Origin of the sequence: Streptomyces bicolor (assembly GCF_000719285.1) — a bacterium.
GTDB classification, from domain to species: domain Bacteria; phylum Actinomycetota; class Actinomycetes; order Streptomycetales; family Streptomycetaceae; genus Streptomyces; species Streptomyces bicolor.
On the sequence record NZ_JOFS01000042.1, the window covers coordinates 43,542 to 58,292 of the forward strand.

The following is a 14,751-nucleotide window of genomic DNA, read 5'->3' on the forward strand; positions in this document are numbered from 1 at the left end:
TTGCCCCCTGGTCCATCCGGAACATCGGCGCCGGCTGTCCCAGTCCCAGTCCCAGGCGCCGACTCCCGAATCCCCCAGGCTGGAGGACCGCTCCTCATGAAAGCCACACCACGTCTCTCGCTACTCGTCGTCGTCGCGCTCGCTGCCGCCGGCACCCTCACCGTCGACACCGCCGCCCCGGCGCGGGCCGCCGCATGCAACGGGTACGTCGCGCTCACCTTCGACGACGGCCCGTCCGGCAACACCCCGGCCCTGCTCAACGCGCTCACCCAGCACGGGCTTCGGGCCACGATGTTCAACCAGGGCCAGTACGCCGCCGCCTACCCGGCCCAGGTCAAGGCGCAGGTCAATGCCGGCATGTGGGTCGGCAACCACAGCTACACCCACCCGCATCTGACCCAGCAGAGCCAGGCGACGATCGACTCGGAGATCTCCCGGACCCAGCAGGCCATCGCGGCCGCGGGCGGCGGTACGCCGAAGCTGTTCCGACCGCCGTACGGCGAGACCAATTCGACGGTGAAGGCCGTCGCGACCAAGTACGGCCTGACCGAGATCATCTGGAACGTCGACTCGCAGGACTGGAACGGCGCGAGCACCGACGCGATCGTGGCAGCGGCCGGCCGGCTCACCAGGGGCCAGGTCATCCTCATGCATGACTGGGCCGCCAACTCCCGCGCAGCCATCCCCCGCATCGCGCAGGGGCTGGCGAGCCGCAGCCTGTGCGCCGGCATGATCTCCCCGCAAACCGGCCGCGCCGTGGCTCCGACAGCATCATCGGCGGCGGGCGCGGCACGATGACCGTACCGTCCCCGGCGAAGATCATCACGACCTGGGACATCAGCGCCATCCACCCCAGCGCCCCAATACTGACCGCCAAGCCGAACGGCAACGGCAACGGCAAGTGAAGCTGGCCAACCGTCTCCTGCAGACAAGCTGGCCCCGAACCCCGCGGAAAAGCCGCAAGACCGCACTAGGCGGCGCGGTGACCACGGTCGCCGCGCGTCTGCGGCCCCACGACTGCATCACCCGGGTTCCTCGGAGAGTCGGGGCGTGCCTCTGCCGCACCGCCGCAGGGTGTTGACCAGCGAGGCATCTACCGGGAGTGGCCGCCTGTCAGTGCGGTGAGGCAAGAAACTCGTCGACAACACGACGAACCTTGGAAACCGCGTCGCTTTCGCCCAGGCGCAGTGCGGTGTTCGCGGCGTTGAGCATCGCATCGATCTGAAAGACCGTCAGGTCCACGTCCAAGTGCGTGATTTCGTCGGCGTTGACGGCGCAGCGCAGTTCGTCGGCGAGAAGGGCGAGCCAGGCACGGCGGTGGAGCAGCAGGGCGTCACGGACCTTGCCGGGCCGGCTGTCGAAGTCGGGGAGGCTGGCCGCCCAGAAGCAGCCTCCGGCGAACAGCGGTGCCTCGACGTAGGAGATCCAGCGTTCCGTCAGTGCGCGGAGCCGGGCGACGCCCGGTTGAGCGGTCAGGGCGGGGCGTATGACGGCTGCGGTGAACTCTTCGCGCGCCGACTCCGCGACCGCGAGTTGCAGGTTCTCCTTCGTCTTGAAGAGCGTCTGGATACCGCTCTTGCTCAGTTCCAGGTCGGCGGCCAAGCGGCCGATGCTGAGCCCGTTGAGCCCTTCGAGCGAGGCGACGTCGACGCCATGCCGGGCGATCTTGCGTCGGGTCCGGGTACCGCGGACAAGGCGCTGGTCCCCCGCGGTCGCGCCTGGCGCTTCCGTGGAGTACACGGCCGCTTGTTGCTCCCGGCTCTCTGAGTGCTCGTTCATCGACTCCCATCCTGTCATGCGCTTGCTTAAAGCATACGACCGATCGTACGTTTACTTCGCAGCACACCTGAAGGAGGCATCCGTGCACGGACACCGCATGTTCGAGCTGGCGCAAGCGCTCGCCGTCGCCAAGAGCCGCCAGGACGTTCCCGCCGCTCTGCGGCTCTTCCACCCCGGCGTGGTGCTGGAGACCCCGGCCTTCGGTACGACGGCTCGGGGCCTGGCCGAGAACGAGAAGGCGTTACGAAGGTTCTTCGCCTCGTTCCCCGACTACGACGTCGCCCTGCACGGCCACGCGAGCAACGGCGACACGCTCGTGTGCTGGGGTACGGCGCGACTGACCATGACAGGCAACCGGTTCGGCGTCCTCCCCAACGGCGAACGGGCCGAGATACCGGTCTTCATCCAGTTCACGTTCAGAGAGGACCTGATCGCAGGCGAACGCTTCTTCTTCGACCTGGCAACACTGTGCGCCCAGTCGGGCGTCTCGACGGACGCGGTCCGACAGAGGCTGTTTCCCGCGCTCACGGGAGGCGACGCAGCATGACAGCAGACCCGCGAGTGAAGGACGTCGGCGAGATCCGGACAGCGCACCTCTTCGACATGGTCGTCGACCTGCACCCCCGCCTGCCCATCGGCAGCGGCCCGTTCGGCCGGCGCGTCCTCTTCGGCGCGGCAGGCGGCACGTTCCACGGCCCCAGGCTGCACGGCGACGTCCTCCCCGGCGGGGGAGACTGGGCGCTTTTCGATCCCGACGGAACGATGACCCTGGACGTACGCCTGACACTGCGCACCCACGACGGCGCCCTCCTGCACATGACCTACGGCGGCCGCTGGGTAACGCCGCCCGAAGCGCGCGACGCCCTCGCCGACCCCGACGAGCGGCACCGGGTCGACCCGGCCAGCTACTACTTCCGGACCAACCCGCTCTTCGAGACAGGGGCCGAGCCATACGCATGGCTCAACGGCACGGTCTGCGTCGGGTCGGGATACCTCGTCGAAGGCGGAATCGCCTACAAGGTCTCCCGGGTCCTGTGACGGAACGTCATGGCAGGGATTCACCGCCGCGGGGTCGGTCGTTCCCCCTGGGGGTGTGGCAGAGGACCGATCCCGTGAAGGGAGCTGGACGCGGACGTGGTCATGGGACCGATCTGGCCCTGCTGGTCGGGGCAGGCGACCGGAGAGGTTGAGGACATGAACGGACACACAAGAGACGAACTGCTGGCTGAGGCCATCCGTCTACGCCGGCAGGGGAATCCTGAAGAGGCCCGGAGCAGGCTGCTGAATCTGGCCGCCGAGCATCCCGGGGACGCCGAGGTTGCCTACCAGACCGCCTGGGTCCATGACGTCCTGGGCCTGGAGGCGGAGGCCGTCCCCTTCTACGAAGGCAGCCTCCACGGACCAGGGCTGCTGTCGGAAGAAGACCGCCGCGGGGCTCTCCTCGGCCTTGGCAGCACCTACCGGGTACTCGGCCGGTACACCCAGGCTGTCGGCACCCTCCGCCAAGGCGCGGCCGAGTTCCCCGATGACGGGGCCCTGCAGACCTTCCTCGCCATGGCCCTGTTCAACACCGACCAGCATCACGAAGCCATGCGAATCCTGCTCATGCTGCTCGCCACCACCAGCGAGGACCCTCACCTGCGCCAGTACCGGCGGGCCATCGAGGCGTACGCGCAGAACCTCAATGCCACAGCCTGAGCAAGGCGATTCGCCACTCTCGCCGACCTGACTGGAGCGCCGCCGGTCAAAGGCACCGCATGCGCGAGCGATGCATGAGCGATGCGTGAGCGGGCGGAGCGGCAACCCGCTGGGAGGGTCGCAGGGCGAATCCTGCCGGGGGCACCTCGCGCTCCCGTCCGGTGGTCGCTTCCCACGCTGCCGGAGATCGTTTCCCGCCGTACGCGGCGCGGGACGTCGTCGAGATGCGCCGTCGTGCGGCGAAGTCATCGACCTCCACGGGAGTTTCGTCGGCGCCTGGCGTCAAGTGGCGAAGAGCCTGGGCCGCCTCGCGCTCATGGCGCGGCCACACGGGTGGTTCTGCGCGGAGCGCCTACGCCCGCCTTCGGCTTCGTAATTCCTGTGCCGTGCAGGGGACTTGGGCCAGCCGTGGGGTCCACGCCCTTGCTCGTTGGTCGGACGATCCGGCGTGCCGACGAGCAGATATCCGATATTTGCGCATTAACCTCTCGTCACCTTATGACGTGGCGGACCGCGTACGCGTCCGCTTCAACGCTCGGAGAAGACATGCGCAAGCCTCTCAACACCGCTGTCGTGGCCGTCCTCCTCAGCGCCGTCGGCTTCCTCGGCACCGGCACCGGCATCGCCCACGCCGACGGGCACGGACACAAGCACGGACAGGAACACAAGAAGGGACAGGCACACAAGCACGGGCACGGGCACGGGCACAAGCACGGAAAGGGACACAAGAAGGACGGCAAAGAGGGCAAGACGCTCCTCATCAGCCAGAGCACCACATGCACGACGGTCGAAGAGAACGTCGACGTACAGGGCCAGTACGGGTTCCAGAACGGCCGGGAGGGCAACCGGAACAACGGCGAGGGCTCGCCCGGCACGCAGACCACCGACCTCGGCTCAAGCCAGGGCTGCAACAACACCGTCGTCCTCGGCAAGTAGCTCACCTGGGGGGCCCGGCGCCCGGGCCCCCTGGATCGAGGAAATCCGGGAATGGGCGTCAGGACCGGAGCCCGGATCCACCTCGGTCGCTGACCAGCGGCTCTGCGAGGAGAACGACTCGATCAGCCTCAGTGTCGTAGCCGAGCACCGGATGGCCATGTGCGCCCTCCGGATCCATCAGCACCGGTTTGCCCAACCGCCGCCCGATCTCCCGAAGGAAGCCGCAGAACACGTCGAGTCGCTCCTGGCCTTGCAACTCCCGCAGGTCAACGTCGAAGTCGATTTCGTCGTCGGCATGGAAACGAAAGATCGCCACCACATCCGCGGTCGGCCAGACCCGCAGGTTCGGGCACTCGGCATCCGCCGGACGAGCGAGCACGGGCTCCGCCCGGGGCACCGGAAGCACCGCCTCTCCTTCGGAGTACCGGCACTTCCAGCCCTTCTCCGCGACGAGATCGAGGACCGCCTGCCAGTCCTCCACTGAGGCACCAGGGACACGCACGTCGGGCAGCGACCCCATCGAGTCCGGGTCGAAGAAGCACCTCACGTCATCCCACAGCAGATCGGCCACCGCGCCATACTGCGGTGGTAGTGGGGCCTAGTTCTCGTGCGGGAGGGCGACGAGGCCGGTGATCGCGTCCCAGAAGGCGTTCCAGTTGCGGCCGTAGAAGTCAGGGAGCAAAAGCTCGCGCTGCAGGAGCCGTTGGAGTTCCCCGGCGTCCCGTACCTCGGTCAGGTCAGGCCAAGCCGAACCGCTCGGCGTGCACCTGTCGCGCGGGGACCTGCAGGTCTCGCAGGCCGGAGAGTACGGACGTGGTCATGGCGGGCGGGCCGCAGACGTACACGTCGCGTTCGGTGATGTCGGGGACCAGCCGGTGCAGGTTGTCGGGGGCGAAGGGCGGGGTGCCGTGCTCGGCGGTCCTGCCGGTGAGGAGGTGGAGCCGTCCGCCGCGGAGCGCGACCAGGTGGCGCACCTCGTCCAGCAGGACGGCGTCGGCCTCGCTGCGCACCCGGTACAGCACGACGACGTCGCCGGCGACCTGCTCCTCCAGCATGGAGCGTACTGGCGTGATGCCGACGCCGCCGGCGATCAGCAGGGCGCCGGGCCGGGTCCGGTGCAGTGCGGTGAACGCGCCGTACGGTCCCTCGACGAAGGCGCGGCTGCCGACCGGGACGTTGCGCAGGCCGGCACTGGTGCTGCCCGCCGCCTTCGCCGTCAGGCGCAGCCCCCGTCCGTCGGGCGCCGCCGACAGGGAGAAGGGGTTGGCCAGCCACCAGTGGTTGTGGCCGGGGAACCGCCAGATGCAGAACTGGCCCGCGCGGGCCGGGAGTTTGTCGAGGTGCCGGCCGGTGACGTACACGGAGACCACGTCGTCCGACTCCGGCACCACGGCCGCGACGCGGAACCGGTGGTAGGCGTTGCGCCACAGCGGCATGACGAGCCGCCCGGTCAGCAGGGCGCCGAAGGCGAACAGCCACAGGATCCACCAGTAGGCCGTGGCGAAGGCGGAGGACGTGAACGTCGTCGTCTCCTGCAACTGGTGGACGAACGCCAGGCCCAGGGCCACGTAGAGCAGCAGGTGCAGGCCGTGCCAGACCTCGTACCGCAGCCGCCGCCGCAGGGGCCGGGTGGAGATCACGGCGACCACGACGACGATGGCCGCGGCGAGCATGCCCAGCAGGGAGGCCGGCACCCCGCTCAGGGCGACGAACGTCTTCCCCATGGAGGCGTCGTCGAGGGTCGCGTAGCCGAGCACCACCAGCGTGGCGTGGGTGAGGACGGTCCACAGCAGGGTGAAGCCGACCCAGCGGTGCCACACCGTGAGCCGGTCCATCCCGATGCGGCGGTCCAGCCACGGTAGCCGCGCCACCAGCAGCAGTTGGAACAGCATCAGCAGCGCCGCGTGCAGTCCGAAGAACTTGGCGACCGTGAGGACCCCGTTCTTGCCCGAACCGGCGCTGAGGAACAGCGCCTCCACGATCACCGCGTTGACGATGACGAACGCCCACATCGCCCAGCGCGCCGCGTCGACCGGAGGGACGGTGCCCGTCCGCACCGTGTTGCTCGTCGTCGCCATGGTTGCCTCACATCCCCCGTGGCCGCGGCACTCGCGACCGTATGCAGAAACCCATGAAGATCGAGTGATTCGTCCGGATACGCGCCTCGATCGGATAAGCATACGGAGCGCGGGCCCGATCCGTTCACGCCAGAACCGTGGAAGTCAGCCGCGGTTCGATGTCCGGTGCGTCAGGACCGCGCACGGCCTGTCCGGCGATGGTCCTCCCCCGCCGTGATGACCTTGCAACGGCTCCCCGGGCTCTCTGACCGGTCAGGCATGAGCGGCCATACCCGCTCTTCCGGACCGCCCACCACCCGAGCGGAAGCTCCCGCCACCAGGCGCACACTGGAAACACAGGGGCATACCTCGTGAGCCGGACGTGGAGGTGGGCCATGAGCACCCTCGAAGAACACGTGGATGTCGGAGTCCCGATCGACCGGGCCTGGGAAGGCCTGCACCAGGTGGAGAACTATCCCCGGTTCCTGGCGGGCGTACGCGGGGCCCGTACGGAGGCGGGCGGCCGGGCGCGGCTGGATGTCGAGACCGGAGGGCGGGCCCGGGAGTTCGAGGCCGAGGTGTCGGACCGGGCGGGGGAACGCGTACTGGAGTGGCGGACCACGGGCGATCCCCGGCTGGCGGGTTCCTTCTCGCTGCTGGCCATCGACCAGGGCCACACCCGGGTCCAGGCGCGAGTCGAGTACGACCCCGGCACGGTCCGGGAGACCTTCGGCGGGCCCAAGGGGTTCGCCCAGGCGAACGCGATCGAGCGGCTGGTCCGTGGTGATCTCGAGCAGTTCAAGGAGTACGTCGAGCAGGAGCGGTGAGGGCGGCGGGAGCGGAGCCGTACGGCGACCCCGCCCCCACGCCGGTCGTCGGGGCCCGTCAGGGCTTGCGGCCCACCCCGCAGTAGGCGTCGACCGCGGCCGTCGCGGGATCCGCCGGGCCGAGGGCGTCGGGGCGCCACTCGGGTACCTGGACGATGCCCGGGTCGACGAGGTCGAGGCCGTCGAAGAACGCGGCGATATCGCCGATGCTGCGGACGTGGTACGGCACGGCGCCGCTCGCGTTGTACGCCTCCGCCGCGGCGATCATGCCCTCGCTCGTGGCCGTGCTGTCGCTGATCACCAGGTGGCTGCCCGAGGGGAGGCCGGCCAGGAGGCGGCGTACCAGGTCGAGGGCCTGGTCGTGGTCGGCGACATGGCCGAGCGTGTTGAGGATCATCAGGGCGACCGGGCGGGAGAGGTCGAGCGTGCCCGCGGCGGCCTCCAGGACGGCCTCGGGGTCGTACAGGTCGGCGTCCAGGTACGTCGTCATGCCCTCGGGGGTGCTGGTGAGCAGGGCGCTCGCGTGGGCCAGCACGACGGGGTCGTTGTCGACGTACACGATTCGCGCGTCCGGCGCCACGCGCTGGGCCACCTGGTGCGTGTTGTCGGCGGTCGGCAGGCCGGTGCCGATGTCCAGGAACTGCCGTATGCCCGCCTCCCCGGCCAGATGGCGTACGGCGCGGCCCAGGAAGAGGCGGCTGGTGACGGCCACGTCGACCAGGCCGGGGAAGATCTCCTTGATCTCGTCGCCGATCCGCCGGTCGACCTCGTAGTGGTCCTTGCCGCCGACGAAGTAGTTCCAGAAGCGGGCCGAGTGCGGCTTGGACGTGTCGATCCGGGCCCACGTCCGATCGGCGGCGCTGAGGGGGGTGTCGGGATCGGGCACGGTGGACCTCCAGGGGGTGGGTAGAGTCGTCCGAGTGGTTAAATCTGCAACCAAAGTAGTGAACTTCCGCGAGGAATACGGGAGTTGACACCGAAACGCCTCACGCGCGGTGATGTTTTGGCCATCCCCTGGCCATCCGGGAAGGGCGCTGCAGGCCCGCCAGGGCCAGCGTCACCGCGATCGACGCCGCCGCCATCACCGTCATCCCCGTCGCGGGCGAGGTCAGTTGGGCCACCGTCCCCGCGAGGGCCGCGGCCACGCCCTGCATGGTGAGCATTCCGGAGGACCGCAGCCCGAGGGCGTGGCCCGCCATGTCGTCGGGCGTGAGGGACATCAGACGTTCCAGCTGGACCAGGCTCGCGGCGAACCCGACGTTGGAGAGGCAGACAGCCAGGGCCGCCAGGACCACCCCCGGCCGTGACACGAAGACCAGATACGGCGTCGCCAGCAGCAGGAGCAGCGGGGTGGCCAGTCGGGGGCGCAGGGCGGGCGGTACGAAACGGCCGACGACCACGTCACCGACGAACATGCCCAGCGCCCCGGACGCGAACAGCGCGCCGGCGGTGTGCGGGGCGTAGGAGACGTAGAGGGAGTCGCAGCCGACGACCAGGCCGTTGGGGACCCACAGGCCCAGGTAGGTGAGGCGGCGGGGCCGCGAGGACCACAGGAAGGCGTTGTTGCGCCAGGTCGCCGCGACCGAGAGGCGGCCCGAGGCGCGCGGCGGGCGGGCGGACAGGCCCAGCCGGTAGCCCAGCGCCTCGACGGCGTACAGCGTCGCCGCGAGGAGCAGGCAGGTGCGCGGGGACAGCAGCGCCAGGAGCGCGCCGCCCATCGCGAAACCGAGGACCTGCATCAGCCCGGAGGCCATGTTGAACACCGAACGCCCCAGTACGAAGCCGTCCTTGGGGAGGATCTCGTTCAGCAGCCCCCCGGTCACTCCCCCGCCCAGCGACGCGATCAGGCCCTGCAGGAGTACGACGGCGAAGACCGCCCGGACCGGCAGTCCGGGCAGGGCCAGCACCGCCGTGAGGGCCGCGAAGGCGAGCCCCGTCCCGGCCAGCGTCGCCCGTGGGGGCAGCCGGTCGGCGCCGGAGAGCAGGAAGGTCGCGCCCAGCACCTGCGCCAGCTGCGGACCGAACATGCTCAGCGCCGCCAGCAGCGGCGAGTCGGTGGTCCGGTAGACCAGCGTGGCGAGCGACAGTCCGCCGATCGTCAGGGCCGCGTTGAAGGCGGCGTAGGAGAGGAAGAAGGGGGTGAACTCCCGGGTGCGGAACAGCTGTCGGTAACTGCGCATGCGACGGATTCTCGGATGGCCGGCGAACGGACCGTTATTGTTTCGCCACGGCGCGAAAGGTCACGGGGAGGAGCCCCACCGCTACGCCCTCGTCTACCCGCGCGCGGGTGCGCTGACCGACCCCGGCGCAAGGGCGGTCCTCGCGAGCCTCGGTGCCCTGCTCGGGGCCGCCCGCGCCACGGTGCTCGTACTCCTCGACTCCCCGCTCAGCACCACCCAGTTGGAGCCGCGACCGGACAGGGGCTGGGTTCGGTCGGACGGCATGTGCGGGTCCTGCTGGACGCGGGGCTGGTGGAGCGATGGGGGAGGGCGGGGCGGTCGGTGCTGTACGCGCGGACGGCGGCGGGGGACGTCCTCGTCGAGGCCCGGCACCGGACCGACACGTACCGGAGTTAGCATCCGGTTCATGACGACCACTGACAGCAACTCCCCCCTCTCCGTCGAGATCGACTCCCTCCAGGGCGGTGCCGCCGACCTCGCGCAGTACGCCGGCAAGGCGGTCCTCGTCGTGAACGTGGCCTCCAAGTGCGGCCTGACCCCCCAGTACACCGGCCTGGAGAAGCTCCAGGAGACGTACGCGGAGCGCGGCTTCACCGTGCTCGGCGTGCCCTGCAACCAGTTCCTCGGGCAGGAGCCCGGCAGCGCCGAGGAGATCGCCGAGTTCTGCTCGGCGACGTACGGCGTGACCTTCCCGATGACCGAGAAGGTCGAGGTGAACGGGGAGGGCCGGCACGCGCTGTACGAGCGGCTCGTCGGGTTCGCCGACGCCGAGGGCCACACCGGCGACATCCGCTGGAACTTCGAGAAGTTCCTGATCGGCCGGGACGGCCAGGTCGTCGCCCGCTTCTCGCCGCAGACCGAGCCGGAGGCCGCGGAGCTCGTGGCCGCGGTGGAGGACGCGCTCGCCTGACCGGCGTTGACCTTGCCCCAGGGGCAGGGTCGAACCTCCTTCGCACCGGGCGGAAGAGCCGCCCGGTGACGGAGGATGAGGCCGTGGACGACGAACTGCTCACCATCGGCGCGTTCGCCGCGCGGGCCAGGCTGTCGGCCAAGGCCCTGCGGCTGTACGACCGCCTCGGGCTGCTGACTCCCGCGCACGTCGACGAGCTCAGCGGCTACCGCTACTACCGCGCCGACCAGATCGAGCGCGCCCGCCTGGTGGCACTCCTGCGCCAGCTGGACATGCCGCTCGCGCAGGTCGCCGAGGTCGTCGAGGCCCCGGACGGGGCCGCGGCCGCCGATCGGCTCACCGCCTACTGGGCGGACGTCGAGACGCGGGTGGCGGGGCAGCGGACGCTCGCCGAGTACCTCCGTGGACGACTGTCGGGGAGGAGCTCCGAGATGTACGGAAAGTTCGTGGTCGAGACGGTGGACGTGCCCGAGCAGGTGCTGATCACCGAGACCCGGCATGTGCTGGCGGGCGAGCTGCCGGCCTGGATCGGCGCGTCGCTGGGACGCCTTGAGGAGGGGGCGCGGGAGTGCGGCGGCATCACGGCCGCACCGTTCGTCGTCTACCACTCCGAGGTGTCGATGGAGAGCGACGGCCCGGCCGAGTCGTGCGTACCGGTGGCCGACGAGGCGGCGGCCCGGGCGTGGGTCGAGAAGCAGGGCCGCACCCATGCGACGAAGGTGCGCGTGGAGCCGGCCCAGCGGCTGGCCTACACCCGGATCACCAAGGCCCAGGTGGCCCATCCGCAGATCCTGGCCGCCTTCGAGGCCGTGGAGGAGTGGATTCCGGGGCAGGGGCTGTGGATGGCGGGCCCGTGCCGGGAGATCTACTTCGCGGACTGGGACGCGGCGGGGGCCGAGGACCCGGTGTGCGACGTGGCGTTCCCGGTGCGGTGACCGGGGCGAGGACGAGGACGGGCTGCGCCGGGGCTCACCCCTGGCGCAGTTCCTCCGGGCAGGGTGTGCCGCGCGGCACGTCGTACGGCGCCGCCAGACGGTAGGTGCCGGCCTTCGGGGCCAGCAGCATCGTCCACTGGTCGCCGAAGGCGTCCTCCTCCGTCTCCCACAGACAGCCGTTGACGTTGTCGTACGACTTCGGCTCGCCGTCGGGACGCTCCTCGGACTCCTCCGTCTCCTGCGGCGGGTCGAGCTTCTTGCCCTCGGCGTCGACGATGCTCAGCCACGGCGAGTACGGGATGCGGATGAGGACGCGGCCCGGCTTGCTCACCCGCATCGTCATCTCGCCCTGCTCGGCCCGCTCGACGACCGCGTTCGGCTCGGCGAGCGGCGCCGGCGCGGTCACCTTGAACAGCTGCCAGTTGGCGTCGCCCCACACCTGCTTGAGGTACGGCATGCCGCGCTGCAGCAGCTGCCGCTCGCGCTCGGCGCCCGTGGGGTCCGGCTCGTCCTTGGGCAGGACGACGAAGTGCACGGCCCAGCGCTGGAGCCACTCGCGGTAGTTCGCGGAGTTGAGCGTGTCGTCGTAGAAGAGCGGGTTGCGCTTCATGTCGGCCTGGCGGTTCCAGCCGCGGGCCAGATTGAAGTACGGCGCGAGCGCGGAGGCCTCGCGGTGGGAGCGGGCGGGCACGACCTCCACCCGGCCCTTCTCCGCGCCGACCTCCTGGAGCTCGTTGACCAACGGCGCCAGCTCTCGCGCCCAGGAGGCCTCCGGGGCGGCGTGAATGATGTCGTCGACGGTCTTGTAGCCGATCCAGCCGCCGAAGGTGAGCAGCGCCAGCACGCCCGCGTACCACTTGCGCGACTTCGGCACCGTGAACGGCAGCGCCGCCACCAGCGTCACCCCGCCGAACAGCATCGCGAGCCGGGTGATGTTCGAGCCGATCTGCGAGCTGACCACCCAGACGAGGATCACCGCGAGGCCGTAGACCACCGACACCAGCCGGACCGTCTTCCAGTCCTTGGGGACGATCAGGAAGGTCACGACCGCCATCAGCAGCGGAAGAAGCACCGAGCCGATCACCATCGGCTGGGTGCCGGAGAACGGGAACAGCCACGCGGACACGGCGACGACGGCGGTCGGCGCCAGCCCCAGCGCCCAGGCGCCGGGCCGCCGCTTCTGCAGGAACAGCGCGACCGCGACGAAGCCCACGAACAGCCCCGCGACCGGCGACGCCATGGTGGCGAGCGCGGCCAGCGGGGCCGCGCACAGCGCCTTCGCCCACCGTTTGTAGCGCCAGCGGTACGGCCAGCAGAACACGACGGCGACCGCGCCCAGCGCGAACATCGTGCCAAGGCCGAAGGTCACCCGCCCGGAGATCGCGTTGGCGATCAGCCCGAAGACCCCGGCGAGCGCGCACCAGAGGGGATTGCGTACCGAACGGCTGCGCAGCAGCACCAGCGTCAGCAGGGCCGCGGAGATCGTTCCCGCGATCATCATCGTCGTACGGACGCCGAGGACCGACATCAGATACGGCGAGACGACGCTGTACGACACCGGGTGCATCCCGCCGTACCAGGCCAGGTTGTACGCCGAGTCCGGGTGCCGGCCGACGAACTCGGCCCATGCGTCCTGGGCCGCGAGATCGCCGCCGCTGCTTGCGAACGTGAAGAACCAGATGACGTGGAGGAGCCCGGCCAGGATGGTGATCGACAGCACCGGATGCCCCAGCAGCCGCTCACGCAGGGTGAGGGCGGCGGCGGTCAGACGCGACGGCGGTCTGCCCTCCGGACCGTTCGGGCGGCCTCCCTGGCGCGGGGCGGGCACGCGTATTCGCGGACCGGCTCCCCGTTCCGGATCGGCGTCGTCGGCGCGTGTCGGCTCCGCAGTGGCCACTTGTGAGGCACTCCCCGTGCTGTCCCGTCTTCTGTTCTGGCCGCGTCCCGTTTCCCGCGTGTTGTCGGCCCTGTATCCAAGGGTTTCGCGGCCGTGCCTCGTGAGCGACGACCTGCCCGTTTCGTGACGCTAGCACGCAGCCCGCCGACGGGGCTCGTCGGCGGGCTGCGCGCTGGGTGCCGTTCGGCTGCCGGCGGGTCAGGCGACGCGGGTCAGCTTGTCCGTGAAGCCCGGTTCGGCGAGGTCCGTCTGGAGGGCCACGGGAACCTTGACCGCACCGCTCGCGCCGTCACCGACGGTGAGCGTGCCGACCTTGGTGCCGGCCTTCGCGGTGTGCGGGACGTCGTCGGCGTCGAAGGACAGCTTCACCTTGAAGCCGGACCAGCCGACGGCGGTGACGTCCTCGGTGAGGACGACCGGGGTGTGGCCGCCGAGGCCGTCGTCGACGTATCCGACGACGTCGCCCTTCTTGAGGATCTTCGCCGAGGTCATCGCGTCCTGGGCGGCGAGCATCGCGGTCTTGCTGACGTCGTTGACGGTCTGGATGATCGGCGCCTTGTGCTGGCCGAGGATGGCGCCGACGAGGGTGACGATCTCGCCGCCGACCTCCTTGCGGGCCGCGAAGAGGAGGTTGCCGCCGGCTGCGGTGGTGGTGCCCGTCTTGATGCCGATGGCGCCGTTGTAGGGGACGAGATAGTTGTAGTTGTAGTGCTTCTTCCCGGATGGGTCGATCCACTGCCCCATGGCCGTGATCTCCATCAGTGCCGGGATCTTGACGAGCTCGTTGCCCAGCTTCACCTGGTCCTCGGCGGTGGAGACGGTGGTCTCCTTCAGGCCGGAGGCGTCGGTGTACGTCGTGTTCGTCATCCCGAGTTCCTTGGCGGTGGCGTTCATCTTCTCGATGAAGGCCTTCTCGGTACCGGCGTCCCAGCGGGCCAGCAGGCGGGCGATGTTGTTCGCGGACGGGATCATGATCGCCGCGATCGCGTCGTGAAGGGTGATGGTGTCGCCCTCCTTGACGGTGTTGAGGGTGGACTCGCCGTCCTGGTCATAGCCGCCCTCCTTCTCCGCCAGGGCGTCGACCTTGATCTTCTCGCCGTCCTCGCCCGACTTCAGGGCGTGGTCCTTCAGGACGACGTACGCGGTCATGGCCTTGGCGACCGAGCCGATGGCGACCGGGGTCTGCTCGCCGAAGTTCCCCATCGTGCCGATTCCGTTGACGTCCATCCAGCCCTGGCCCTCGCCGGGCCAGGGCAGGGAGGCCTTGCCGCCCTCGAAGGTGTACGACTCCTCGGCGGTGAGGGCGAGGGTGGGGGCGGGCAGGGGACGGACGGCCTGCGCGATCGCAAAGAGGATCGCGAGGAGCAGGACCAGGGGGGTCCAGATCTTGATCCGCCGGACGACCGTGCGGACGGGGGTGTCCGGGGGCGGGGGTGTGTTCGTCAGCTCGGCGAGCAGGTCGAGTGGGGGCTTGCGGGGCAGGGGCTGCTGGGTGGTGCGCTCGGGGCCGACGTGGGGAATCGCGGCGGTTG

Annotated in this window: 16 protein-coding genes and 1 pseudogene; 9 read left to right on the forward strand and 8 right to left on the reverse strand. The window is 70.0% G+C overall.

Features of this window, described 5'->3' with window-relative positions; translation table 11 throughout:
- Window positions 1-96: 96 nt before the first annotated feature.
- On the forward strand, window positions 97-798 hold the full coding sequence (locus IF78_RS0137480; protein ID WP_031487697.1) for a polysaccharide deacetylase family protein: 702 nt from the start codon (window positions 97-99) through the stop codon (window positions 796-798).
- A gap of 315 nt (window positions 799-1,113) precedes the next feature.
- Here IF78_RS0137480 and IF78_RS0137490 read toward each other — a convergent pair whose 3' ends face one another.
- A complete protein-coding gene (locus tag IF78_RS0137490; protein WP_234439984.1) occupies window positions 1,114-1,602 on the reverse strand; it encodes a TetR family transcriptional regulator C-terminal domain-containing protein in 489 nt (162 codons plus the stop codon).
- Window positions 1,603-1,861: 259 nt separating this feature from the next.
- Between IF78_RS0137490 and IF78_RS0137495 the strand changes: the two genes are divergently transcribed.
- The 4 genes from IF78_RS0137495 to IF78_RS0137510 all read left to right on the forward strand — a co-directional run bounded on the left by IF78_RS0137495 (window position 1,862) and on the right by IF78_RS0137510 (window position 4,413).
- On the forward strand, window positions 1,862-2,326 hold the full coding sequence (locus IF78_RS0137495) for an ester cyclase (protein WP_199921469.1): 465 nt from the start codon (window positions 1,862-1,864) through the stop codon (window positions 2,324-2,326).
- The gene (locus IF78_RS0137500) at window positions 2,323-2,817 is read left to right on the forward strand and encodes a DUF3237 domain-containing protein (protein ID WP_031487694.1); all 495 of its coding nucleotides are present in this window, start codon (window positions 2,323-2,325) and stop codon (window positions 2,815-2,817) included. Before IF78_RS0137495 ends, IF78_RS0137500 begins: the two co-directional genes overlap by 4 nt.
- A 156-nt stretch (window positions 2,818-2,973) precedes the next feature.
- Window positions 2,974-3,477, forward strand: a complete 504-nt coding sequence (locus IF78_RS0137505; protein ID WP_031487693.1) for a tetratricopeptide repeat protein — start codon at window positions 2,974-2,976, stop codon at window positions 3,475-3,477.
- A 546-nt stretch (window positions 3,478-4,023) separates the two neighbouring features.
- Window positions 4,024-4,413: a hypothetical protein gene (locus IF78_RS0137510; protein WP_031487692.1), complete on the forward strand. Its 390-nt coding sequence runs from the start codon at window positions 4,024-4,026 to the stop codon at window positions 4,411-4,413.
- Window positions 4,414-4,471: 58 nt separating this feature from the next.
- Here the strand turns inward: IF78_RS0137510 and IF78_RS0137515 are convergent, their stop codons facing one another.
- From IF78_RS0137515 to IF78_RS0137525, 3 genes are read right to left on the reverse strand one after another with little or no spacing between them, the layout of a single operon-like run.
- Window positions 4,472-4,984, reverse strand: coding sequence for a hypothetical protein (locus IF78_RS0137515; protein ID WP_031487691.1), 513 nt, complete (start codon window positions 4,982-4,984; stop codon window positions 4,472-4,474).
- A gap of 27 nt (window positions 4,985-5,011) precedes the next feature.
- On the reverse strand, window positions 5,012-5,149 hold the full coding sequence (locus IF78_RS0137520; protein WP_078662734.1) for a barstar family protein: 138 nt from the start codon (window positions 5,147-5,149) through the stop codon (window positions 5,012-5,014).
- Between the two features lies 1 nt (window position 5,150).
- A complete protein-coding gene (locus IF78_RS0137525; protein WP_199921468.1) occupies window positions 5,151-6,491 on the reverse strand; it encodes a ferredoxin reductase family protein in 1,341 nt (446 codons plus the stop codon).
- 374 nt (window positions 6,492-6,865) lie between these two features.
- Between IF78_RS0137525 and IF78_RS0137530 the strand changes: the two genes are divergently transcribed.
- Window positions 6,866-7,297 carry an SRPBCC family protein gene (locus tag IF78_RS0137530; protein WP_031487688.1) on the forward strand — a complete coding sequence of 144 codons (432 nt, stop codon included), beginning with the start codon at window positions 6,866-6,868 and terminating at the stop codon, window positions 7,295-7,297.
- 58 nt (window positions 7,298-7,355) lie between these two features.
- Here IF78_RS0137530 and IF78_RS0137535 read toward each other — a convergent pair whose 3' ends face one another.
- Together IF78_RS0137535 and IF78_RS0137540 are read right to left on the reverse strand one after the other, a co-directional pair.
- On the reverse strand, window positions 7,356-8,183 hold the full coding sequence (locus IF78_RS0137535; RefSeq protein WP_031487687.1) for an SAM-dependent methyltransferase: 828 nt from the start codon (window positions 8,181-8,183) through the stop codon (window positions 7,356-7,358).
- A 100-nt stretch (window positions 8,184-8,283) separates the two neighbouring features.
- Entirely contained in the window at window positions 8,284-9,477 is a 1,194-nt protein-coding gene (locus IF78_RS0137540; RefSeq protein WP_031487686.1) for an MFS transporter, read from the reverse strand.
- A 67-nt stretch (window positions 9,478-9,544) separates the two neighbouring features.
- Between IF78_RS0137540 and IF78_RS46930 the strand changes: the two are divergent.
- The 3 genes and pseudogenes from IF78_RS46930 to IF78_RS0137555 form a co-directional block, all read left to right on the forward strand.
- Window positions 9,545-9,873, forward strand: a pseudogene (locus IF78_RS46930) (ArsR/SmtB family transcription factor); the annotation flags it as partial.
- A 10-nt stretch (window positions 9,874-9,883) separates the two neighbouring features.
- The gene (locus IF78_RS0137550; RefSeq protein WP_031487685.1) at window positions 9,884-10,387 is read left to right on the forward strand and encodes a glutathione peroxidase; all 504 of its coding nucleotides are present in this window, start codon (window positions 9,884-9,886) and stop codon (window positions 10,385-10,387) included.
- Between the two features lie 65 nt (window positions 10,388-10,452).
- Entirely contained in the window at window positions 10,453-11,322 is an 870-nt protein-coding gene (locus tag IF78_RS0137555) for a MerR family transcriptional regulator (protein WP_031487684.1), read from the forward strand.
- 34 nt (window positions 11,323-11,356) lie between these two features.
- Here IF78_RS0137555 and IF78_RS0137560 read toward each other — a convergent pair whose 3' ends face one another.
- Together IF78_RS0137560 and IF78_RS0137565 are read right to left on the reverse strand one after the other, a co-directional pair.
- Complete coding sequence (locus IF78_RS0137560; protein ID WP_031487683.1) at window positions 11,357-13,219, reverse strand: histidine kinase family ATPase; 1,863 nt, start codon at window positions 13,217-13,219, stop codon at window positions 11,357-11,359.
- A 198-nt stretch (window positions 13,220-13,417) separates the two neighbouring features.
- Window positions 13,418-14,751: D-alanyl-D-alanine carboxypeptidase family protein (locus IF78_RS0137565; protein ID WP_031498676.1), on the reverse strand; the 1,334-nt coding region annotated here is incomplete at its 5' end.